Raw genomic sequence first — 22,122 nt, 5'->3', positions numbered from 1 at the left:
TCTTGCCCAGCAGCAGTGGACACCTCGTTAAGACAGTACGTTGCCCCCCTCTGCCAGCTCGCGGCGCTCCTATCCTTCTATCCTACCCAAACGCGAAGATCATTCTTTTCGATAAATCAGGTGTGAATGAGGTTGCATTCGAGGACACCGAGCACTTTGCCGTCACCAGGGACTTCCTCAACAATTACCCAAGGCGCCTTGAGCAGCTTTTTCAGGATGACACCGACGCCCACTCTTGATTGCAAGGCTGTCCTAATCCGTTGCTGGAGGCGCAGGCGTATGAGTCAATCGCCCTAAGCGTCTGGTGATCCACTGCACGGCGTCGTCCACGTAGCTGTACACCACCGGGATAACGAGCAGGCTCAGCAGCGTCGAGGTGATCAGCCCGCCGATCACGACGAAGGCCATGGGCGCCCGGAAGCTGGGGTCTCCGGCCCAACCCAAGGCGACCGGCATCATGCCTGCCACCATGGCGATCGTCGTCATCACGATGGGACGGACACGCTTGCGGCAGGCATCGATGATCGCGTCCCAGCGATTCAGGTTGTGATCTCGGCGCGCGATGATGATGTAGTCCACCAGCAGGATCGAGTTCTTCGTGGCAATGCCCATCAGCATGATCAATCCGATCATCGCCGGAAGCGACAGGGAGGAGCCGGTGACGAACAGCGCCAGGAAAGCGCCCGGGACGGAGAGCACCAGTGCCACGAGAATCGTGACCGGCTGCATGAAACTCTTGAACAGCATGAACAGCACCAGGTAGATGCACAGGACGCCGGTGAGCATCGCGATACCGAAGCCCGTGGCGACCTCGGCCATTTCCTCCGCGTCGCCTGTCGCTGCCTGGTGAATGCCTGGCGGCAGCTGGCGCAAGCTGGGCAGCGCCTGCACGATCTGCTCGATCTCTCCCAAGGGCTGCCCCTGCAGGGCGACCTCGAAATTCACGTTGCGCAGCCTATCGTGTCGGGTGATTTCCGCAGGACCGTTGCCCCATTCGAAAGACGCCACGTTTTCGAGTGGCACCATCCCCCTCGCACCGGGAACGGGTAGCCGTCTGAGGGTCGCGATGTCTTCTCGCGCGGCATCCGCCAGGCGCACCATCACTGGCACCTGGCGCTCACCGAGGTTCAGCTTTGGCAGGTCCTCGTCGTTGTCGCCCACCGTGGCGATGCGCAGCGTGTCGGCAATGGCCAGCGACGAGACGCCAAGGTCGGCGGCGCGGCCGAAATCAGGGCGTACGATGAGTTCGGGTCTGACCAGGCTGACCGTTGAACTCACGGCCCCGATGCCGGGAATGGCGCGAAGATCCCGCTCTATTTGCCGGGCATGCTGCTCGAGAAGCCGACTATCCTCTCCGGCCAGCACCAGCTCGTAGATGTCGTCGTCGCCCACGCTGGTTCGCACGCCGGGAAGGGTGGCGAGCGCATCGCGCAGCTGCTGCTCGATCGTCTGTCTCGTGATGCCGGCACGGTTCGTGCGATCCACCAGACCTACGGTCAGCATCACGCTGGTCACATCGGCATCGTTACCAGCCGATGCGTCCCCGATGGCGGAAAAGACGCGGGTGACCATTTCATGCTCCTCCAACCTTGCGCGTGCCTGCTCGGCAAGCTCTGTCGCTTCCGACAAGGTGCTCCCGGGCGGCAAGGTCAGCGTCGCCTGGGTCTGGGAATTGTCGTCGGGGGGGAGGAATGCGCCCGGCAGGATCGATGCCAGCCATAGGCCACCGGTAAAGCATGCTACCGCAGCGATAAGCGTTGCCTTGCGGTGGCGCAGGCACCAGCTGGCGCCGACCAGGTAGTGCGACACCCACGTCGGTTCGCGATGGTCCTGGCGGGGTTTGCGCAGCAGATAAGCGGCCATCGTTGGGGTGAGAAGACGGGCAACCACGAGCGAGAACAGCACCGCCACGGAGGCGGTCCAACCGAACTGGACGAAGAATCTCCCCACCGTGCCGCTCATGAATGCCGTGGGCAGGAAAACGGCAATCAAGGTGAAGGTGGTGGCGACCACGGCCAGGCCGATCTCCGCCGCCGCATCCATCGCTGCCCGGCGTGATGGCTTGCCCATCAGAAGATGGCGCTCGATATTCTCGATCTCGACGATGGCGTCGTCGACCAGTACCCCGATCACCAGCGAGAGCGCCAGCAAGGTCACGGTGTTGAGCGAAAAGCCCATCAGGTTCATGAGGGCAAAGGTGGGAACGATCGACAGCGGTAGCGTCACCGCGGCAATCAGCGTCGCACGCCAGTCGCGCAGGAAGAGGAACACGACCAGCACGGCGAGCAGCATTCCCTCGAACAGCAGACGCATGGAGCCTGCGTAGTTTTCCCGCACGGGCTCGACGAAGTCGAAGGCTTGCTGGATCTCGACATGAGGATGTTGCGCCTGCAAGGCGGCGAGGGCGGACTTCACGCCCTCGGCCACGTCGACTTCACCGTAGCCTCGTGCCCGGGTCATTTCGAAACCGACGACGGGCTCCCCATCGAGAAACGCCGCCGAACGCCGCTCGGCCACGCTATCGGTGACGGTGGCGACCCGATCGAGACGAATGCGGCGGCCGTCGCTGAGCGCCAGCTCCATCGCCGCCAGTTCGGACGCCGATTCGGCGTTGGCAAGGATGCGCACGGCCTGTTCGGCACCCCCGGCATTTGCGCGCCCACCGGGCGCTTCCAGCTGCGTCTGGCGCAGCTGACGCGAGATATCGAACGCCGTGGTGTTCAATGCCAGCAGGCGATCCGGATGCAGCTCCACGCGGACTGCGCGATCGACACCGCCGATCCGCCGTACCTCTCCCACACCCGGCACGGCCAGTACGGCCTTGGTGATTTTGTCGTCCACGAACCAGGAGAGTGCCTCCTCGTCCAGTTGGGATGAGGCCACGGTGTGGATCAAAAGCGGATCGTCGGAGAACCCCCGACTCTGGATCACCGGGTCACTCAGCTCGGCAGGCAGGTCTGAGCGTATGCGGGAGACGGCATCGCGTACGTCATCGACCGCCTCCTGAATGGTTTTTTCCAGCCGGAACTCAACACCGATTTCGGCGTTTCCGTCGGTCAGTGTCGTGGTGATGTGCTTGACGCCGGGCACCGTGGCGATGGTGTTCTCGATCTTGCGGGCGACTTCGTTCTCCATCAGGGTGGGGGCGGCCCCCGGCAACGAGGTGGTGACGACCACGAAGGGTATGTCCACATCCGGCAGGTCCTGGATGGACATTCCCCTGAAGGACACCAACCCCCACAGGGTCAACAGGAGGAATAGCAGTCCGATAGGAGCGGGGTTTCGAATCGCCCAGGAGGAGGTATTGAACATCATGGCTGCCTCCCTGACAGCGATAGCGCCTGTTCGACACGTACCCGATCGCCGTCGCCCAGGAAGGCGCCACCCGAAGCGACCACGCGGGCCTCAGGATCGAGCCCGGAAATTATTTCGATCCGATCGCCCTCGGTTTGACCGAGGGCTACCTTCGCCTCCGTTATCACGCCGTCCTCGCTGACACGGTGCACGTAGCCGAAGCCATCGCGGAGCTGCACCGCGGAGCGCGGCAGGGTCAGGGCCCGGTGCGTTCCCAACTCGAATTCCCCACGCGCAAACATTCCCGCCCGTGCGCCGTCGCTTGCCGGGAGATCGACATAGACCAGGCCATTGCGGGTGGAGACGTCCACCAGCGGAGCGATCATGCGCACACGACCTTCCAGCTCGCCTCCTCCCGGCAGGGTGACCCTGGCGACCTGGTCGGGCTGCAGCTTCTCCAGATCGGAAGCGGCGACCTCGGCCCGCCATTCCAGCCGACCGCGCCGAATCAGGCGGAACAGTTCCTGGCCCGCGGGAAGCACCGCGCCGATGGTGACACTGCGCGCTGAGATCACCCCATCGTCGGGGGCGAGCACCTGGGCCTGGGCCAGGCGGAGTTGCTGAGTGTTTTCGGTGGCTCGCGCCGCTTCCAGCCGGGCCCGCGCGGTACGTTCCGCCGTGATGTACTGAAATATCTGCTGTGTGGCCATCGCGCCTGTCGTTTGCAGCTCGCGGGCGCGCTGGGCGTTGTCTTCGGCTTCGGCGAGTGCCGCCTCGGCCTCGGCGACGGCGGCGCGGCTTTGTGCGAGTTCGGCGCTCACCGTATCGGACGCGAACGTGGCGAGGACCTGGCCGCGCTGGACCACGTCGCCAACGTTGACCTCGACGCTGGCCAGGCGCAGTCCGTTTGCCTCGGTGCCGACGCTAGCTTCCTGCCAAGCCATGATGTTCCCGTTCGCGGCTATTCTGATGGGCAGTATGGCGGATCGAGGCGTGGTAATGGCTACGGTCAGTGCGGGTTGAGCAGCCGCTGTGGTGCCACTTTCCGAGGCGCCGCTGGAGGCTTGCATGACCCATGTGATCGCTGCAGCAAAGCCCAGCGCCATGACCGCTACGGCAGCGAACGAACGAGGCTTATTCATCTTCGTGTTCCTTGTGTTCGGTAGCGGGCCAGCCGCCGCCTAGCGGGCAGTACAGCCGGAGCCAGGCGGAGATTCGCTCACGCTGCGGTTCGATCACGACGCTGTGCGCGGCCACCATGCTGCGGTGCGCATCCGCGATCTCGACTCATGGACGAGACTTTCCAACAATGCGTCTTTCAGAAGACTTACCGGTGGATCGGGGCGAACAAAAGATTTTCGGTAAGTTTCAGTAAAAAGGCTGGTGCTGGGCGCACGGCCCAGGGGGCATTATCTTCGATGTATGCAGATACACCTTCGGAGCGTCATCGGAGCCATCGACAAAGCGGATCGCGTCTCGATTATTTCCGGCGGGGCACACTGGACACTGAAGGCGTATTGCGCTCGGGCGGCTCGATAGCCATAAGATAGTAACGACGGTTTTCCATGACCCTTCGGGCCGACGGAAACATTCCGGTCAACCTTTCCATTGGCCAGTCGTCTGGAACTGCCAGGAATAGACGTTGGAACCGCTGACTCTGGTGTAGGTCGGCCAGTTGCTCCGGTGTCACTTCCCGGACCGTTCCACGGGAATAGAATCTGGCTGAAAATTGTAGGTCATCCAGATAGAGCAGCAAGCTGTCACCATCTTCCCGCAGGTTCTGATAATAGTTGACTAGTTCCTTCTCGGTTTTGAGTGGTTTCAGACCCAGTGCAGCTGCTCCCACAAATGCAGTTAGCAGTATTGGAACCAGGCCAGTCATAACTGCCCGAGCCCTCGCTGACCAGCCAGCCTCAAGTTCTGCTGCCCAGCGCCCGATCAGAATCGCCGTAAATGGCAATGATGGCAATATATAGGTCCAAATCGTGTTACTGGCGAGGGAGAAAAACAGCATCGGTGACAGCGCGCAGGCTAACAGGAAAACCAGGGCCGGGTCTGTTCCCGCGCGACGAAGAGGACTAGTGTCCCGTTTCTTGATACACGTAGCAACCAGGGTTGCCACTGCAGCTATTCCCCAGGGGAATGAGGCCCAGGTCCAGAATACCCATATCATGCCTTTAGGTTCGTTATGGGCACTGCCATAAAGATCCCCCGCCCAACCCGGGTCCAGAAAGCGGCGCAGGTGCTCACCTACGATGAAATAATCCAGAAAGCCGGGAGTCTTGATTTCCGCCAGAAGGTACCAGGGGCCAGCCAGCAGTGTCATTAACAGAGCCCCGCGCACCCAGGGAAAGCGTGTCAGCTTGATGGCTTCTTGTCGGTTAAACAACAACCACAACGTAATCGGAATTACAGTCAGCACAAGAGCCACAGGCCCCTTGGCCAGTAGTCCAATGGCTGCGCCAATAAAGAATAGCCACCGCCAAGCACCAGACTGTCCAGAGATCACCTGCAGGAAGCTGACCAGTGACAGGGTGGTACCTAATGTCAGGAAGGCGTCGGTAATTACAGCGCCAGCGCTGATGTAGGTAAGGGCCATGGTAGCGAATACCAGGCTGGACCACTGGGCGACCCTGGATCCCATAAGTGGCTTGGCGGAACGCCAGACAAGCCAGACCATCGCTAGTGTTGCCAGCCACGACGGGAAGCGTAGAGCGAATTCCGACAGGCCAAACACTTTTATGGACAGAGCTTGTGTCCAGAAGGACAAGGGTGGTTTGCCCCAGAAGGGCACGCCAGGCTCGAACCACGGTGTAATCCAGTCTCCGGTTTCCGCCATTAGGCGAGCAATCTCGGCATACCGCGGCTCGGTGGTATCCACGAGTGGGTACAACGCCATGCCAATCAAACGACTGGCAAGTACCGCCGCCAGGACCAGCAGAAATACGTTGAACTGCTTCAACATGACGTTCCCCCGCTTTGCGAGCTCGTGTTCTGGCGACGCAGGCGCTGCGGGCTTTCCACCACCTCCTCGGTCACATAGAGCGGTCGTTGCTTCGATTCCATATAGGCCTTGCCGACATACTCACCAACGATGCCAATACTCAACAGCTGTATGCCACCCAGGAAACTTATAATTGCTACCAGAGATGGGTAACCGCTGGTGGCAACCCCCAGCGTCATAGCCTTGATGACGATCCACAGACCGAACAGTGCACCGACGCTCGCCGCTACCAGGCCAATGATCGTTGCCCATCGCAAAGGTGATATCGAAAAGGAGGTCAGACCTTCAATAGCCAATCCAACCAGTGCTGGATAATCCCATTTGGTGTCACCCGCAGCCCGAGGATCGCGATCATACTGGATCACTTGGGTCGGTAGTCCAATCCAGGCAAATAGTCCCTTCATGTAACGATTGCGTTCCTCTAATTGCAGCAATACGTTGACGGCCTTGCGGCTCATAAGCCGGAAATCGCCGGTATCCACAGGGATATCTGTTCGGCTTGTCCTGCTGAGCAGGCGATAGAACAGATGCGCACTCCAGCGCTTTAAAAACGTTTCTCCGGACCTGGACCGACGCTGCATCAGGACCACATCGACGCCGGTACGCCAACACTCGACCATGGCGGGTATATGTTCGGGGGGATCCTGTAGGTCCACATCCATCACGATCACGGCATCGCCCCTGGCGTTCTCCAGACCCGCCGTCAGCGCAGCCTCTTTGCCGAAGTTACGGCTGAGCTTGACGAGCCGGATGCCAGGGGTACGGGCTATGAGCTCCTTGATGTAATCAGCACTTCCATCCTCGCTGCCATCATCAACCATCACCAGTTCCCAATGGATGTTCATTGCCTCCAGAGTGGGAATCACTCGGTCAATGAATAGCGGAAGCATTACCCGTTCATTGAACACGGGAACAACGATTGACAGCAAAGACTTCTCGGTAGCATTGGTCGGCAACTCAAACTGTTGGCTCATGGAACACCAGCCTCTTATAAATTAAGTAGTTCAGTGCAGCGACCACGCCTGTAGTGACAACCTGTGAAAACAGTACGGGAGAGGCCAGGATGGTGTGGAGCAGGTAAAACAAGGCGAGGTTGCACAACCAGGCAAAAAGGCAGGAAGCGGTGTAGCGCCATATCGTGAACCCGTGAGGGCCAGCCCTCCTGAATGCCAGCCTGCGCTGGAGCCTATAGTTCATCAGGGCGCCAGCCAGACTGCCCGTTGCAGTAGAGAGCGTTGGCCCCAGCCCTATGCTCACCAGACCTGCCAACACCAGCCAGTGAAACAGTGTGGCAAGGCCTCCGGCGGCAATAAATCCCTGAACTTGCGCGGGAACTTTTCGACTGCTAAAGAAAATGGACACGTTGATATCCAGTGATATCTGCCTAATTACTGAGGCTTGCATACCCATGTGATCGCTGCGGCAAAGCCCAGCGCCATGACCGCTGCGGCAGTGAACGAACGAGGCTTATTCATCTTCGTGTTCCTTGTGTCCGGTAGTGGGCCAGTCGCCGCCTAGCGCGCGGTACAGCCGGATCCAGGCGGCGATTCGCTCACGCTGCAGTTCGATCACCGCACTCTGGGCGGCAACCATGCTGCGGCGTGCATCCTCGAGCTCGAACAGGCTGGCGGTACCGGCGTGGTAGCTGGCTTCGATGGCTTGGTAGGAGCGTTCAAATCCCTCGGCGGCGATGGCCGCGTCCTCGCTGCGTTTCGCCGTGCTGTCCAGTGTGACGAGGGCTTCCTCGACATCGCGGATCGCTTCACGCAGGCGGGCGGCATAAACGGTGGTGGCGGCCTCGTAGCGGGCGCGGGCCGCTTCCGCATTGGCACGTCGCGTCCCGCCGTCGAACAGCGGTAGCGTTACCGTCACTGGCCCGATGCTCCACACGCTGCCATTGGTGCTGATGCCCCCGCTGGCGATGCGTGTCGTGCCGATGCTTCCGGCCAGCGTAATTCGGGGCCAGCGCTGCGCACGCGCCTGATCCGAATCGGCGCTCGCGGCCAGCACGTCATTCGCCGCCGCGATGATATCGGGGCGCTGCGCCAGCACCTCGGCCGGCATTGCCGTGACGGTGAGTTTGGCCGGCTGTGGCAGCCGGCCGGTTGTGGTGGCGAGTTCGCGCCGCAGCGGTGCCTCGTCCTGCGACGCAAGGGCAGTCAGGGCCTTGATGAGAAGTTCGCATTGCGTTCGCTGCTGAATCAGCGTTACGTTGCCTTGGGCTGCGCTGGCATTCGCCAGTTCCGCCTCTGCCGGGGGGCGGAAGCCCTTGTCCGCAGCCAGGCGAGTGACCTGCGCCGTCTGCACTCGCGATTGGGTATCGATTTCGGCCTGTCGGACCAAGGCCTCACAGGCACGCAGCTCGACGTATGTCGTAGCAATTTCGGCAGCGACCGAAACTCGGGCGTCATGCCAACCGGCCTGGCTGGATTCGAGCCGGGCACGTGCGGCGTCAGCGGCGGCACGGCCTGCGCCGAACAGGTCCAGCTCCCAGCCGAGCTGCAAGCTTGCCGAGGTTTCGGTGCCGACCGGCGTGTCCAGGTCCGGTCGTCCCCGGCTCGCGCTCACGCTGGCGTCCAGCGAGGGCAGCAGGGCGGCGCTCTGCGCCACGCGTGCGGCCTGGGCATCGGCGATGCGGGCGGCTGCCTGCGCCACTGTCGGGCTGACCTGCTGACCGGCCTCGATGAGGCGCAGCATCAAGGGATCGTCGAATTGCGCCCACCAGCGGCTCAGGTCCCCCAACTGACCGCCGTGAGGCAACGGAGCGTGCCATTGCGCGGCAACGGGCGCTGCGGCGCTGCCGGGCATGGTTGCGGGTTGAGTCGATGCACAGCCGGCGAGCAGCGCGGCGGTGGCAATGACGAGCCAGATCGCAAGCAAACGCGGCTTGCGGCCGGGAAGCGTCCTGATGTCTGCCACACCTCGTTGGCGGGACATGGAGGCAACGGGAATGACATCGGTGGCTGGGAACATGCGGTGTCCTCGTCTCATGGGACGAGACTTTCCCGTAATGCGTCTTTCAGAAGACTTACTGGCGGCTTTGGATCGATTGGGTGTTTCGGTAAGTTTTCCGTAAGTAGGCGGCTGCGAAAGTGGGCTTCTTTTAACAACTCACGAGAAAACGCTCATGTCTCTAATATCCCCACTTGACTCGATCTCCTCCGCCTCTGTCTCACGTATGGCGGCCGTCTCCGTGCTCGCCGTTGGTCTCTGCACCTCGGCGACGGCCCTGGCCCAAGAGCCGAACGACGCCGAGTCGTCCACCACGACCTGGGGGCTGGGGCTCGGCGTAATGAGCGAGCAGGAGCCCTACGCCGGTATCGGTCGGGACAACCAGCCCCTGCCGCTGCTTGAGGTTGAGAATCGGTACATTCATCTCTTTGGCCCGGAGATCGAATTCAAGCTGCCGAGCCTCGATATCAGCGATTCTCAAGAGCTCGACTTTGGTATCGTCGTCCAGTATGACGGCAGCGGCTATGAAGAAGGCGACGCTGATATCCTCGATGGCATGAGCGAGCGCAAAGGTGGCTTCTGGGCGGGTGCCAAGATGGAGTGGAGCAGCGATTTCGTTGATTTCGGCGCCGAATGGCTTGCTGACGTGTCGGGCAACAGCAAGGGCCAACTCATCAATGTCGGCCTGGAGAGAACCTGGGACTTCGGAGAGCATTTCCTGCTTACGCCGCACGTGGGCGCGAGCTGGCAGGACGCTAAGACAATCGATTACTATTTCGGCGTTCGCGACGATGAGGTTCGCTTCGATCGGCCTGCCTATGCCGGGGAGTCCGCAACTAACATCGAGGCAGGAGTACGTGGCGTCTACATGTTCGATAAGCACCACTCGGTGCTCATGGGCGTCGAAGTGACGCGCCTGGCGGATGAGATCAAGGACAGTCCGCTGGTGGATCGCTCGACCACTAATAGCGTGTACCTTGGCTATCTCTACCGCTTCTGATGAGTCGAATACTCTTGGTCGAGGACCATGATCGGCTGGCCCGGCTAATGTGCAAGGGGCTGGAAACCGCTGGCATCGCCGTCGATGTGGCCGAGCGCATCGATGCCGCATGGGCCGCCGTCCAGCAGATGCCCTACCAGGCATTGGTTCTCGACCGGGGGTTGCCGGACGGGGATGGCCTCATCCTGCTGCAGAAGATGCGCCGCGTCGGCCTCGGCGTGCCTTGCCTGGTGTTAACGGCGCGCGATGCGCTGCATGATCGGGTACAGGGTCTCGAAGCCGGGGCCGATGACTACCTGCCCAAGCCGTTTGCCATGGACGAGATGGTGGCACGCGTCCGCGCGCTGCTGCGCCGCCCAGTGGAGTTTCACCCGATCGATCCCAGCCACGGCGACCTGACGCTGCGCCCCGAAGCCGGTGTTCTATGCAGGGGAGACGAAAGCATCACCCTCGCCCCCGCGGAGCTGCATATCATGCAGCTGCTCTTACACAAGCACGAGGAGGTGGTGCGTCGCAGCGCGCTGGAGGCGGCGGCCTGGGGGCTGAGCGACGCGGTCACGCCGAACGCCCTGGATGTGGCCCTGCACCGTCTACGTCGCAAGCTGCTCGCCATCGGTTCACGGCAGCGCATCGTCAACATCAGGGGGCTGGGGTATGCGCTGCGTGAAAATGCTCCCGCTGAATAGCATTAGCCTGAAGGTGCTGCTGGCCTACGTGGCGGGGATGGTGCTCAGCATCGTGCTGCTGGTGATCGCTGCAGTAGTGGTGATCCAGAGCAACATGCTGGCCCGGATGGATCTGGCCGACGCCGCGGAGGGGATGGCGGACAATATCGAATTCGACAGCAGTGGCAGACCCGTCGGGTTCGACTCGAGCATGGACGACCGCGCTTGGCTATACGAGGGCCCTCAGCGCGAGACGGCCTATCGGATCCTGGATGAAGCTGGAAACACGGTCGTCTTCTCAAGTGCCGGAGAGGAATTCTGGCCTTCCGATGGCGATCTGCTTCGCTTGGCGCGCGGAAACTTCACCTTCGAGCATGGGGGAAACACTTTCTACGGCGCCACCGAGCCCCTCGTTTACGATGGGCGAAGGTGGTATTTGCAATTCGCCGTCAGTGCGAGGTTCATGGATGTCGTCTATACCGTTGCCTGGCCGCAGGTGGTCGCCGGCGTCACGGTATTCGGCGCTGTCCTGTTCGTCGCCTTCGGCTTGTGTGCCTATATCACCTTGCGCTATACCCTCAAGCCGCTGCGAGACTTATCGGAATCCGCCGCGACCATCTCGCCGCGTTCCATTGATGCCCGGCTGAAGACGGAAGCGGTGCCCACGGAGATCGCCCCTCTCGTGGACAGCTTCAATCGGGCCTTGGAGCGCCTCGAACGAGGCTACCGTGTGCAGCAGGAGTTTCTCGGCAACGCAGCACACGAGTTGAAGACACCGCTGGCGTTGATCCGCGCGCAGATCGAGTTGAAAGAGGAGGGCAAGAACGACCGCGACTCGCTATTGAGCGACGTCGAGTACATGACCCGCCAGGTGCAGCAGCTACTGCTCCTGGCGGAAGCCAGCGAGGCGCACAACTACCACTTCACCACCGTCGGGATGCAGGAGGTCGCCCACGATGCCGCTTCCTACTTGCAACGCATGGCGGAAACCGCTGACGTGCACTTGGCGGTGCGTGCTGTCGGCGACGTGAAATGGAAAGCGGACCGCGCGGCCTGTTTCACCTTGCTGAAGAATCTGCTGGAGAACGCCATCCAGCATGCCCCCGCGCAGACCTCCGTCAGCGTAGAGATCCAGGGCGATACGGTAACCGTGCGGGACAGAGGCCCCGGCGTCGATGCAGAACAACTGCCCCTGCTATTCGAACGCTTCTGGCGCGCCGCGCATCGGCGGGACCACGGAGCGGGACTTGGCCTGGCCATCTGCCAGGAGATCGCCCTGGCGCATGGCTGGCGCCTCACAGCCGAGCAGGCCGAACCGGGGCTTCGCTTCCGTCTGTCGAATGGGGAAGGGGACGAGGCCTCCCGCTAGAGTCACTAAAGTTCACAAGCGTTCTGCTCGGACTGCAACCCCACGGGCCGTTCGCATCGGCTAGGAGGGGGCATGCCGCCCTTCGTCGCCAGCAGCAATCGATTCGACGCCGTTGAGGATCAGTGTAATTCCGAACTCGAAGCTCGCGTCGAAATCCCACGTCTCCGGCCACGCCAGATGCTCGATAGCCTCGTAGCCGCGGCCAGCGATGCGCTCGGCGCGGATCTGTGCGGAAGGTTCCAGATCGGGAACCCGCCGAGCCTGGTACGCCGCCTGGGTGAGGGTGAAACTGACCAGTAGGAAATAGGTTCGCGCGCTGTCGATATCGCCCAGGCCCGCCTCACGGAGCGCTCGCAACGTGACCTCCATGGGCGCGAACACCGATGCAGGCGCAGCGCCTTCGAATTCCAGGAGGCGCGGCAGGCCAGGGTGCTGGAGGCAGAGACTGCGAAGAACGCTGAAGCAATGGTGAACTTGATCGCGCCAGTTGGCGTGCTGCCCGTCGAAATCAGCAGCGGATATGACATTTTCCGCCACGGCCGAGAGGAGCGCACGCTTACTGCTGAAATGGTTATAGAGCGCCATTGGCGTCACACCAACCGCCTCGGCTAGACCGCGCATGGTAATCGCATCGGCGCCGGCTTCATCGATCAGTGCCAAGCCAGCGGCGATTACCTTGTCGCGCGTGAGATTGCGTGACTTCCCCTTGGAAGCGCCCCGCGCCGTCTTTCTTGCTCTACTTGAGGGAGACACCGCGCTTACTCCTAGCGAATCAGGGCCAGTGCCATCGAAAGGAAGCCGAGCATGTGGAGCGTTGCCCGTGCGACATGGGAATACTCCCAAAGGTTTCGCATGTGCCGCCAATCGGCATCCGGTGCGGAAAGGAAGCCGAAGAACGTCTCGCTGACGCCGGTGAGGCTCGTCTCCTTCAGCCACGCCGCGTTCACCGGATGGGTGACGACCCAGTAAACCGCATGGCCAACGAGCAGGAAGCCGAGCGCCGCGGCGATCCACCAGAATCGCTCGGCATTCGTGGGCGTCAGTATGAGCAGAGCAATAAGCGCCAGCATCCCTCCGATTTCGCCGATGAGCCCTCCGATCGTGAAGCCTGGGTAGTAGATTGCCTGCACCGCCCGGTAGGTCGGCTCATCGAGCCGTAGCTTTCCGGGAAATTCCAGGGCGTGCGCGAGCGAGAGACCCATCGTCACCGCCACGAGGAGCAGCGCTGTCAGTGATAGCGTTGTGATCATTCCGGAACCCGCCATTGAGCGTCTCATATATACACCGTAGACATACAGTGTATATCTTACAAGGCGATGAGGGGCGAGCGCTTCAAGGCGCTCACGCTCAATGTCGAGAGGATATCGCCAATCTGAAGGTAGCCTTCATCGAGCCGCAGCGCGGGGCTAACCAACCTGAGTGCTGCAACCCGTGATGACCTGGCCGCCGCAGGACGTGGCACTGCCATGAACGGCAGCAGGCGAGCCCTCGATGGGATACCAGGCGACGCCGACGGTAATGCTGGCGCCGCAGGAACTCTTGTCGCCGACCCTGGCGATGGGAATGCCGTCTACCTTGGCCGTGGAGGCACCGGAAACGATGCGATGCGGTCCGCCCTTGCAGGAGCAGGCCACCTTGTCGCCAATCTTCGCTAGATCCATGAATTTCTCCTTATGCCTTGACCGTGCCCCATGGTGTGGTTGTCGATTATCGCGCGCTTCGCACCGCTGGCTACCGGCCAGGGCCAGGTTGAGACATGACTTACAGGATGGTCAGTTATGGCCTACAGGGTTCCGTGTCACGTAAGGGTAAAGAGGGAATCGATAGATAAGGACTGCTGGCCGATGAGAACGGCTCCAGCATTTCGTTCGAGGACTACGCCATCGCCCTGGTCGACGAGCTCGAGCGCCCTGCCCATGTGCGCCAGCGCTTCACCGTGGCTACTGAGTCCGACGCCATGCGAGGCGGCTCGTAAGCGCCGCTCAGGGCGAGCGACTTTGGCCGAGTAGGGCCAAACGCAACAAGGCCCGCCTAGGCGGGCCTTGATATCGAACCGGGGAGGTTCGAAAACTCGTGACCGTTAGGTCAGGCGAGTGTGATGTTCGAAGCCTGAAGGCCTTTCTTGCCCTGGGTCACGTCGAAGGAGACGCTTTGACCTTCCTGCAGGGACTTGAAGCCTTCTGCCTGAATTTCGGAGAAATGGGCAAAGACATCGTCACCGCCATCGGCGGGAGTAATGAAGCCGAAACCTTTGGAATCGTTGAACCACTTGACTGTTCCAGTCGTCATAATAAATCCTTTCGCGCATTTAGCGCCTTGCAATATTCCTGGTTTTACCCAGATGTGCCGCGGGTAAAACAAGGTTCAATTACAGGCTGCCGAATGAATCCGAACGCTACTGAAACCGTACTGCTTGCTACCAGCTGAACCCACGGTGTCATGCTTGGGTGCCATGGGTCAAAAGTTTTCTTTTTTATTTTTTGCGTCGGTTTTAACCGCCTGGTTTTGCTGAAATTAATTCCGCCACGCCAGCCCCTGAACGCAACAAGGCCCGCCTAGGCGGGCCTTGATATCGAACCGGGAAGGTTCGAAAACTCGTGACCGTTCGGTCAGGCGAGTTTGATGTTCGAAGCCTGGAGGCCTTTCTTGCCCTGGGTCACGTCGAAGGAGACGGTTTGACCTTCCTGCAGGGACTTGAAGCCTTCCGATTGAATTTCGGAGAAGTGGGCAAAGAGATCATCGCCACCATCGGTAGGAGTAATGAAACCGAAACCTTTGGAGTCGTTGAACCACTTCACTGTACCAGTTGCCATGTCTTGAATCCTTTCGCGCAATCGCGCCTTGCAATGTTCCTGGTGTTACCCAGATGTGTAGCGGGTGAACAGGGATAACTTACAGGCTGCCGAAAGAATTCGAACGCTACTGAAACTATGCCACTTGCTTACCAGCTGACCCAAGGTGTCACGCTTGGGCACCGTGGGTCAAAAGGTTTTTCGTTTATTTTTGATGACGGCGGACGACCCTCAGCTTACCGCTGCTTCCGCCTCCGCAGTAGAACCGATCGCCATCGGCTTCGAGCCCCGACACTCCCATCCCCGGCGGCATCTCGAGACTCTCCAGTACCTCGCCCGTGTCGGGATCGATGCGCCGCAGATCGCTTGCGTCGTCTTCCCACGTACCGTGCCACAACTCGTCATCCACCCAGGTGACGCCGGTAACGAAGCGGTTGGTCTCGATGGTGCGCAGAATCGCTCCGGTATCGGGGTCGAGCTGCCGGATCTTCCGCTCACGATACTGCCCCACCCAGAGTGCTCCTTCGGCCCAGGCGAGCCCGGAGTGACCACCGCCCGGAGGAGCCGGGATCGTGGCGAGCACGCGTCCGCTGTCGGGGTCGATTCGCTGGATACGCTCATCGGCGATCTGGAACAGGTGCCGGCCGTCGAAGGCCGTGCCCGCCTGTGCGGAGACTTCAAGGTGTCGCGATGTCTGTCCGCTTGCAGGATCGAGCGCGCTCAACGTGTCGCCGGTAGCGAACCAGACGTGCTGGCCATCGAACGTGACGCCGTGCACGTTCTCGACGCCGGGGAACGGGCCATATTCACGGAGAATTTCAGCGGTGGAGCGGTTCATTGCGTAGTCCTCGTTACTCGGTAGGTGTTGTCAGCCTAATCACCCGGCAGGAAACCGGGGAGTAACAAGGTTGTCGTGAATCCCGGCAGCGGCGGGGTCAGCCAGCGGCGCGACCGCCCGCGCCCGTACGCCTGCACCTTGCCTTCTTCCGCCAGCGAATCGAGCGCGCGCTGCACGGTGCGCTGGCTGGTGTCGAGCGCAAGCGCCAGGGCCGAGCTCGACCACGGCTCGCCGTCCGCCAGCAGGGCGAGCACTGCGGCGTGCTTCTCTTCGAACGGCCGTGCCAGTACCGCGACTTCAGGAGCGTGGCGCGGTATCAGCGCATAGCCACGTTTCGTCGCGCGCACGTCGGCGAGCGAAGCAAGCGCCGAGCGAAGGCGCCCGATTTCGACACGCAGCCGCGCACGATGCGACTCGTCGGCGTACGCCGTGCGGAATGCCCGGGCGATGAGCGTCTCCCTCGGCACGTCGCTCGGCCAGGCTTCGCCCAGCAGACGGGCGAGGGCGAACAGCACGGGGCGGCCGGTGAGTGAGACCGTCGTGTCAGCGCTACGCACGCCGTGGCGACAGGCGTCCACGACGAGCGCCTTCGACGCCAGCAGGGCTTCGACCTCGTCGAGCAGCAGGAGCCGTTCTTCGCCATGCGCCACCAGGCGTGCGGCGGGAGTGTCCAGCACGTGGCGGGCGCTTTCGACTTCCGCCGTCAGCGCGGGAATGCCGGCACGCTGGGCGTCGCGCTCGGCCCGGGCGAGGGCGTCACGCGCAGCCTGGGTGCGCAGGCGGCGCGTCGCGATGCCCAGCACCACGAGTTCGTGGGCGATTCTCAAGGCGGGCGGGAAGGGGGAAAGATCGAGATCGGCGATCATGCGTTCCGCCTCGTCGAAGCGCCCTATGAGCAGCAAGCGGCGGGCTTCGAGATGCCGCGCATGCGCGGCGTTGACCCGGTCGCCGTACGCGTCGAGCGTCGCCCGTGCCGTGTCGAGGGCCCTGGCGGACCCGCCCAGGTCGCGCGAGACGAGGGCGATCTCGGCTTCGGCGACGATGCACCGCGCGCGGGCCACGGCGTCCTTCGGGCTGAAGGCGCGCGCTGCACGACGCAGGAGCCGCTTGGCGCTGGCGAAATCGCCGAGCTGCGCCATCGAGATCCCGCGTAGCGCGAGCGCAGGCGCGTCGTCACGCAGGGCGACCAGGTTCAGGGCGCCGAGGGGGTCACCCACGGTGAGCGCACGTGCCGCGGCCATGATCAGTGAGTCCATCGGAATCCCGCCAAACTTGTTACTCCCACCGTTCGGTTATCTGGCACTAAAGGTATCTCATGACCGCGAAGGAGCGCGTCTTATTGGGATGGAACGAACAGTGGCACTGGCGAAGGGAGAGAAAAACGATGACGACACACATGATCGGAACACGTGAAGAGTGGCTGGCAGCACGGCTCGAACTGCTACAGGCTGAGAAGGAGTTGACGCAACGCAGCGACGAACTGGCGCGGCGACGGCAAGCGCTGCCATGGGTCCGTATCGACAAGGCGTACCGATTCGAGACCGACGAAGGAAGCGCCGCGTTGGTGGATCTTTTTCGCGGGCGTTCGCAGCTCCTCGTTTACCACTTCATGTTCGGGCCCGACTACACGGTGGGCTGTCCATCCTGCTCGGCGATCGCGGATGGCTTCAATGGCATCACCGACCACTTGGCCAACCATGACGTGATGCTGTGGGCGGTGTCGCGGGCGCCGCTCGCGAAGCTGCAGGCGTACCAACGGCGGATGGGTTGGACCTTTCCCTGGGCGTCCTCATTTGGCAGCGACTTCAACTTCGACTTCAATGTCTCGATCACCGAGGAGCAGCAGCGCGAGGATAGTATCGAATACAACTACCGGCGCGAGCCGGCGAGTCAGTTACGCGATAGCGACCAGCCTGTCACCGAGATACCCTCGCGATCGATACCCGATGGGGACAGTGTTGGCGCTGCCATGAGCGGAACGGACAAGGCCGCGTACACGCGCGAAAGACCGGGCATGAGCGCATTCGTGCTCGCAGATGACATCATCTACCACACCTATTCCACCTATGCGCGCGGGCTGGATGGCCTGTGGGGTATGTATCAGTGGCTCGATCGCGCTCCCAGGGGGCGCAACGAGACGGGTATATGGTGGCGCCGCCACGACGAGTACGACAAGCGCTGAGTCAGGTCGCGACGGTTGCCAAGCTTGAGTGCCGGGGTAGGGCCATTGATTGTTGTTCGCTTGAATTTTTGGGAAGGTTTAGTGCAATGTTATTACATTGCATAAAAACACAAAACCTGTCGCGTACCGCTCCAGGTTGCGGTCAGGACTTCACTTCCTTCGTAAGGATCGATGGTGAACACGATAAAACTTTCCCTTTGTCCTGGTGCCGTTGCCGCGCGCTTCGGCCCCGTGTGCCTGCGTGCCTCGTTCGTGCTGTTGGTCGGCCTGCCCGTGGCAGGCGCTGGTGCCCAGGAGCTGACGAGCGGCTCCGACTACGAGCTGGAGGCGATCACTGTGCTGGGCACGCGCGAGCGCGCCTACCGCGACGTGGTGGCGCCTACGGCCAACAAGAGCGATACCCTGGTCAAGGAAACGCCTTTCTCCATCCAGACGGTGACCCGTGAGCTGATCGAGGATCGGGGCGTCACCACCTTCGGCGAGGCCGTGCGCACCGTGCCCGGTGTCACGCCACAGGTCGGCTGGGGTGGCAGCAACGACCGCTTCCGCCTGCGCGGTTTCGCCACCTCGGCGAACCTGAAGAACGGCTTTCGCCGCAGTGTGTTCGCGCCGGTCGACGAACTGGTGAACATCGAGCAGATCGAGGTGCTCAAGGGGCCGGCCTCCGCGCTCTACGGCCGCTTCGAGCCGGGCGGGGTGGTCAACCTGGTTACCAGGAAGCCGCTGGACGAAGCGCAAACGCGTCTCGACCTGACCGGCGGGCGCTACGATTTCTACCGCGGCACCTTCGATACCACGGGGCCACTGAGCGATACCGTCAGCTACCGGGTCACCGGGGCGTGGCAGGATAGCGGCAGCTTCCGTGACTTCATGGAGGCCGAAAGCCAGTTCATCTCACCGGTGGTGCAGTGGCAGCCCACGCCGCAGACCACGCTCACCGCCGAACTGGAGCTGGGGCGGCGCGACTCGTCATTCGACCGCGGCTTCGGCAACAGTCCGCTGTTCCTCGAGGTGCCGATTCACAACAACTATGCCGAGCCGGACGCACGCCTGGAGAACGAAAGCGCGCTGGCTTCCGTCGTGCTGGACCATGCCTTCGACAGCGGCTGGGAGCTGCACAGCGGGATGCAGGCGTCGTGGGCGCGCACCGATGCGCTGTGGTACCCCTACGGCTTCGAGCCGATCAGCGGGGCCGACACGGACGACCCCCAGGTCAACCGCCGCCGCCAGCGCAGCATCGACGAGCAGACCGACGCCTCGGTGATGGCGGAGGTGTCGCGCCGCTTCGATACGGGGGCGGTGGGGCACCGCGTGCTGCTGGGCGCCGACTACCACTACGACGAGTGGGACTTCGAGGCCCAGGCCTTCCTCGGCCCCGGGGGCTTCCCGGTCAACCTGCCGATCGACCTGTACGACCCGGTGCATGGCCTGGCCCCCAGCGGCCCGCTGGAGCCTTACGACGCTTCGCACTACGACAGTCACAACGTCGGGCTGTACTTGCAGGACGAGCTGAAGCTCGGCAGCCAGTTGCGGCTGTTGCTGGGGGGGCGCTACGATCGTTCGCGCAGCGGCGCCAGGGCCGAGTACCTGCCGGTGGAAGGGCGCCTGACACGTACCGACGAGGCGTTCTCGCCCCGCGTCGGTCTCACCTGGACGCCCAGCGAGGAGGTATCGCTGTATGCCAGCTGGGCGCAGTCCTTCCTCACCGAGCCCTCCAACGGCATGCTGCGCGAGGGCAACCTGCCGTCTCCTTCGCGGGGGCGGCAAACCGAGGTGGGCACCAAGCTGAGCCTGCTCGATGGCCGCTTGGAGCCCACGCTGGCGCTGTTCGACATTCGCCGTCGCAACGGTGTGGTGTCGGACCCGGACGACTTCAATTACGTGATTCAGGTCGGCGAGCAGCGCAGCCGCGGCTGGGAGCTGGATGTGCCCTACGCCGTCACGCCGCAGTGGCGCCTTCTGGCCAGCTATACGGAACTCAAGACGGAGATCACCGAGGACAGCGACCCCGCGCTGGTCGGTAACCTGGTGGCCAATGCGCCGCGTCGTTCCGCCAGCTTCTGGTCCACCTACGATTTCGCCGGCCGTGCCTCGGGGCTCAGCGTGGGGCTCGGCGCCATCTACGTGGGCACGCGCGAGGCCAACACCGCCAACAGCTTCGAGCTGCCTTCCTACACGCGCTGGGATGCCAATGCGATCTACCGATTCGGGGAAGGGCAGCGCTACCGGGTGCAGATGATGGTGCAGAACCTTGGGGACAAGCGTTACTACGATTCCGGTGGCTCGTTCGTGCCCACCTTCCCCGGTGCGCCGCGCAGCGTGTTAGCCACGGTTGGCATGACGTTCTGACGAGGGAGGGAGAGCGGGGAAGGGGAGAGTGAAAGAGAAAGAGGGCGGGCCGGCGCTTGCCGACTCGCCCCGGGCGGTCTTCAATGGCTGTGGTCATGATCCGTGCCGGTACCGCCTACGGCCACGATGCTGAAGGGCGTGCCTTCGACTTCTACCTCGCCGACTTTCTCGAAGCTCGTGGCTTCCACCTGGTGCAGCTTGCTCTCGAGCGGGTCGGTCACGAAGACATGCTCGCCGGCCACTGCCACACGCGGGCGCGGGTCTCCCCAGTGGCCGTCCATCGAGTACGGGGCGGTGAGCCGCAGCGATTGGCGGATCTCGCCGGCGAGTACGTCGAGCTGGTGGAGCTGGCCGTCTTCGGTGAACACATAGGCGTAGCGGGCCCGGATCGGGTCGACGGCGAAGTGCACGCGGCGAGTGGGCAGCTCGACCAGGCGGAAGGCTTCCTCTTCGCTCGGATCGATCAGCACCACGGCGTTCTGGTCCGGGCTGTCGAGAAAGTTGCCCAGGAAGTATTGCAGCCCGTGGCCGCCGACCAGGGTGGTCGTCTTGCCCTCCGGGAGGGTTTCGGCATAGGGCAGATGTTCGATGGATGGCTCGCCACCCTCCGAGCGAACGATCAGCAGGCCCGTTTCGCAGGCGAAGGCCATCAGGTTGCCCGTCATCGCCTCGCCATGCAGCTCGGGGCATTCGGCCAGTTCGCCCAGCGGAGTGCCGTTTCGATCCTGTGCCCGGATGCCGATGGGCAGGTTCGAGGGGTCCTCGGGGTGCGGCTCGGAGATTAGATCGTAGTCGCCATAGGGCACGACCACGCCGTGGTGGGGAGAGCCCACATCCACTTCACGCAGTTCGACACTTCCCGCCAGTGCATCGCGCTCGCGGAAGATCCTGGCAACGCCTTCCTTGTCGAAGAATGCGGCCCAATGACCTTGGTGCTCCACGAAGTGCACCGGGTACTCACCTTCGATCTCGATTCCCAGTAGCCGCGGCGCCTCGACCTCGATATCGGCGTGGTCACCGTGGTTATGAAAGGCGATGCCCGTGGAAATGGCGGTGACGACATCGGCCGAGCCCTGCACCGCATACACGGCTTCGCCGTTGTGGCTGCGATAGAGCGACGCCGGGCCACGAATGTCGAACGACGCCAGTTGCTCGCCTTCCACCGCGTCGATGACATGGACTACCGGCTCGCTGTGGTCGGCGATGAACAACCGCCAGGCTGTGGCCTCCTCGGCCTGGGCGCTGCCGGCTGCCAGCCCGGCGGCCAGCAAGGGGAGGGTTAGGCTCAAGGTAGATCTTCTCATTCTTCAACTCCTTGGCTTGGGAGGCTGCGCAATTTTCGGGTGGCACCTGGAATGAGCGCTGGAAGGGGAGGCAATCGTGCCGGGCGTCTTGCCGAGCGATGGCTTCGTGGGGCATCAGCCCCGGTGGGCTCGGGTCGTCCGGCGCGTTTGAATTATTTGTTATGTTATAACGTTCTCTGTATTAGAGCAATGCGGTACCCTGCGCTCATGAGAACGAAGTGCGGCCGAAACCGCTGTCACTTAGGCCATGGGCCATGCATGGCGATTCAACCGCTCGGGCCGTGCGGTCCGTCAACGGTCGAATTCGTTGCCGGTACCAGGCTGGACGAGGCGCTAGGCATTAAGCTGTACTTCGATCAGTCCGATATTCGGG

At 62.3% G+C, this 22,122-nt stretch carries 19 protein-coding genes; 5 read left to right on the top strand and 14 right to left on the bottom strand.

What is annotated here, in order from left to right; genetic code table 11:
* Positions 1–252 precede the first annotated feature (252 nt).
* The 6 genes from CYJ07_RS15320 to CYJ07_RS15295 all read right to left on the bottom strand — a co-directional run bounded on the left by CYJ07_RS15320 (position 253) and on the right by CYJ07_RS15295 (position 9,271).
* On the bottom strand, positions 253–3,315 hold the full coding sequence (locus CYJ07_RS15320) for an efflux RND transporter permease subunit (RefSeq protein WP_104204583.1): 3,063 nt from the start codon (positions 3,313–3,315) through the stop codon (positions 253–255).
* Positions 3,312–4,436, bottom strand: coding sequence for an efflux RND transporter periplasmic adaptor subunit (locus tag CYJ07_RS15315; protein ID WP_269320554.1), 1,125 nt, complete (start codon positions 4,434–4,436; stop codon positions 3,312–3,314). Before CYJ07_RS15315 ends, CYJ07_RS15320 begins: the two co-directional genes overlap by 4 nt.
* Before the next feature lie 338 nt (positions 4,437–4,774).
* A complete protein-coding gene (locus CYJ07_RS15310; RefSeq protein WP_104204582.1) occupies positions 4,775–6,259 on the bottom strand; it encodes an ArnT family glycosyltransferase in 1,485 nt (494 codons plus the stop codon).
* Positions 6,253–7,272 (bottom strand): glycosyltransferase family 2 protein, encoded by a 1,020-nt coding sequence (locus tag CYJ07_RS15305; protein ID WP_104204581.1) that lies wholly within the window; start codon positions 7,270–7,272, stop codon positions 6,253–6,255. Before CYJ07_RS15305 ends, CYJ07_RS15310 begins: the two co-directional genes overlap by 7 nt.
* Positions 7,256–7,660 (bottom strand): GtrA family protein, encoded by a 405-nt coding sequence (locus CYJ07_RS15300; protein WP_231489655.1) that lies wholly within the window; start codon positions 7,658–7,660, stop codon positions 7,256–7,258. The genes CYJ07_RS15305 and CYJ07_RS15300 overlap by 17 nt, the downstream gene beginning before the upstream one ends.
* Positions 7,661–7,765: 105 nt before the next feature.
* Positions 7,766–9,271 carry an efflux transporter outer membrane subunit gene (locus CYJ07_RS15295; protein WP_197038387.1) on the bottom strand — a complete coding sequence of 502 codons (1,506 nt, stop codon included), beginning with the start codon at positions 9,269–9,271 and terminating at the stop codon, positions 7,766–7,768.
* Positions 9,272–9,425: 154 nt separating this feature from the next.
* Between CYJ07_RS15295 and CYJ07_RS15290 the strand changes: the two genes are divergently transcribed.
* From CYJ07_RS15290 to CYJ07_RS15280, 3 genes are read left to right on the top strand one after another with little or no spacing between them, the layout of a single operon-like run.
* Positions 9,426–10,250, top strand: a complete 825-nt coding sequence (locus tag CYJ07_RS15290; RefSeq protein ID WP_104204579.1) for a MipA/OmpV family protein — start codon at positions 9,426–9,428, stop codon at positions 10,248–10,250.
* Positions 10,250–10,936 (top strand): response regulator transcription factor, encoded by a 687-nt coding sequence (locus CYJ07_RS15285; RefSeq protein WP_104204578.1) that lies wholly within the window; start codon positions 10,250–10,252, stop codon positions 10,934–10,936. The genes CYJ07_RS15290 and CYJ07_RS15285 overlap by 1 nt, the downstream gene beginning before the upstream one ends.
* A 52-nt stretch (positions 10,937–10,988) precedes the next feature.
* On the top strand, positions 10,989–12,284 hold the full coding sequence (locus CYJ07_RS15280) for a sensor histidine kinase (RefSeq protein WP_231489654.1): 1,296 nt from the start codon (positions 10,989–10,991) through the stop codon (positions 12,282–12,284).
* 60 nt (positions 12,285–12,344) lie between these two features.
* Here the strand turns inward: CYJ07_RS15280 and CYJ07_RS15275 are convergent, their stop codons facing one another.
* From CYJ07_RS15275 to CYJ07_RS15245, 7 genes are all read right to left on the bottom strand, one after another.
* Complete coding sequence (locus tag CYJ07_RS15275; RefSeq protein ID WP_197038386.1) at positions 12,345–12,944, bottom strand: TetR/AcrR family transcriptional regulator; 600 nt, start codon at positions 12,942–12,944, stop codon at positions 12,345–12,347.
* A 104-nt stretch (positions 12,945–13,048) separates the two neighbouring features.
* Entirely contained in the window at positions 13,049–13,534 is a 486-nt protein-coding gene (locus tag CYJ07_RS15270; RefSeq protein ID WP_104204657.1) for a DUF1772 domain-containing protein, read from the bottom strand.
* A gap of 156 nt (positions 13,535–13,690) precedes the next feature.
* A complete protein-coding gene (locus CYJ07_RS15265; RefSeq protein ID WP_104204575.1) occupies positions 13,691–13,945 on the bottom strand; it encodes a PAAR domain-containing protein in 255 nt (84 codons plus the stop codon).
* Between the two features lie 424 nt (positions 13,946–14,369).
* On the bottom strand, positions 14,370–14,573 hold the full coding sequence (locus tag CYJ07_RS15260; RefSeq protein ID WP_104204574.1) for a cold-shock protein: 204 nt from the start codon (positions 14,571–14,573) through the stop codon (positions 14,370–14,372).
* Positions 14,574–14,893: 320 nt separating this feature from the next.
* Positions 14,894–15,097 carry a cold-shock protein gene (locus tag CYJ07_RS15255; RefSeq protein ID WP_016416117.1) on the bottom strand — a complete coding sequence of 68 codons (204 nt, stop codon included), beginning with the start codon at positions 15,095–15,097 and terminating at the stop codon, positions 14,894–14,896.
* Between the two features lie 184 nt (positions 15,098–15,281).
* A complete protein-coding gene (locus CYJ07_RS15250) occupies positions 15,282–15,914 on the bottom strand; it encodes a Vgb family protein (protein ID WP_104204573.1) in 633 nt (210 codons plus the stop codon).
* Between the two features lie 35 nt (positions 15,915–15,949).
* On the bottom strand, positions 15,950–17,170 hold the full coding sequence (locus CYJ07_RS15245; protein ID WP_104204572.1) for an ATP-binding protein: 1,221 nt from the start codon (positions 17,168–17,170) through the stop codon (positions 15,950–15,952).
* 128 nt (positions 17,171–17,298) lie between these two features.
* Here CYJ07_RS15245 and CYJ07_RS15240 point away from each other — a divergent pair, with 128 nt between their 5' ends.
* A complete protein-coding gene (locus CYJ07_RS15240) occupies positions 17,299–18,096 on the top strand; it encodes a DUF899 domain-containing protein (protein WP_104204571.1) in 798 nt (265 codons plus the stop codon).
* A 174-nt stretch (positions 18,097–18,270) separates the two neighbouring features.
* Positions 18,271–20,445 (top strand): TonB-dependent siderophore receptor, encoded by a 2,175-nt coding sequence (locus CYJ07_RS15235; protein ID WP_231489653.1) that lies wholly within the window; start codon positions 18,271–18,273, stop codon positions 20,443–20,445.
* A gap of 80 nt (positions 20,446–20,525) precedes the next feature.
* On the opposite strand, the gene aztD is transcribed toward CYJ07_RS15235, so the two are convergent.
* Positions 20,526–21,749: a zinc metallochaperone AztD gene (aztD, locus tag CYJ07_RS15230; protein ID WP_104204570.1), complete on the bottom strand. Its 1,224-nt coding sequence runs from the start codon at positions 21,747–21,749 to the stop codon at positions 20,526–20,528.
* Positions 21,750–22,122 lie beyond the last annotated feature (373 nt).

Source organism: Billgrantia saliphila (assembly GCF_002930105.1).
Lineage (GTDB): Bacteria > Pseudomonadota > Gammaproteobacteria > Pseudomonadales > Halomonadaceae > Halomonas > Halomonas saliphila.
This window is presented reverse-complemented; position numbering and strand designations above follow the sequence as displayed.

Coding starts and splice junctions, on each gene's coding strand:
- CYJ07_RS15270 (WP_104204657.1), bottom strand. CDS start 13,534: ATGATCACAACGCTATCACTGACAGCGCTGCTCCTCGTGGCGGTGACG.
- CYJ07_RS15310 (WP_104204582.1), bottom strand. CDS start 6,259: ATGTTGAAGCAGTTCAACGTATTTCTGCTGGTCCTGGCGGCGGTACTT.
- CYJ07_RS15240 (WP_104204571.1), top strand. CDS start 17,299: ATGACGACACACATGATCGGAACACGTGAAGAGTGGCTGGCAGCACGG.
- CYJ07_RS15255 (WP_016416117.1), bottom strand. CDS start 15,097: ATGGCAACTGGTACAGTGAAGTGGTTCAACGACTCCAAAGGTTTCGGT.
- CYJ07_RS15320 (WP_104204583.1), bottom strand. CDS start 3,315: ATGATGTTCAATACCTCCTCCTGGGCGATTCGAAACCCCGCTCCTATC.
- CYJ07_RS15290 (WP_104204579.1), top strand. CDS start 9,426: ATGTCTCTAATATCCCCACTTGACTCGATCTCCTCCGCCTCTGTCTCA.
- CYJ07_RS15315 (WP_269320554.1), bottom strand. CDS start 4,436: ATGAATAAGCCTCGTTCGTTCGCTGCCGTAGCGGTCATGGCGCTGGGC.
- CYJ07_RS15285 (WP_104204578.1), top strand. CDS start 10,250: ATGAGTCGAATACTCTTGGTCGAGGACCATGATCGGCTGGCCCGGCTA.
- CYJ07_RS15250 (WP_104204573.1), bottom strand. CDS start 15,914: ATGAACCGCTCCACCGCTGAAATTCTCCGTGAATATGGCCCGTTCCCC.
- CYJ07_RS15295 (WP_197038387.1), bottom strand. CDS start 9,271: ATGTTCCCAGCCACCGATGTCATTCCCGTTGCCTCCATGTCCCGCCAA.
- CYJ07_RS15305 (WP_104204581.1), bottom strand. CDS start 7,272: ATGAGCCAACAGTTTGAGTTGCCGACCAATGCTACCGAGAAGTCTTTG.
- CYJ07_RS15265 (WP_104204575.1), bottom strand. CDS start 13,945: ATGGATCTAGCGAAGATTGGCGACAAGGTGGCCTGCTCCTGCAAGGGC.
- CYJ07_RS15245 (WP_104204572.1), bottom strand. CDS start 17,170: ATGGACTCACTGATCATGGCCGCGGCACGTGCGCTCACCGTGGGTGAC.
- aztD (WP_104204570.1), bottom strand. CDS start 21,749: ATGAGAAGATCTACCTTGAGCCTAACCCTCCCCTTGCTGGCCGCCGGG.
- CYJ07_RS15260 (WP_104204574.1), bottom strand. CDS start 14,573: ATGACGACTGGAACAGTCAAGTGGTTCAACGATTCCAAAGGTTTCGGC.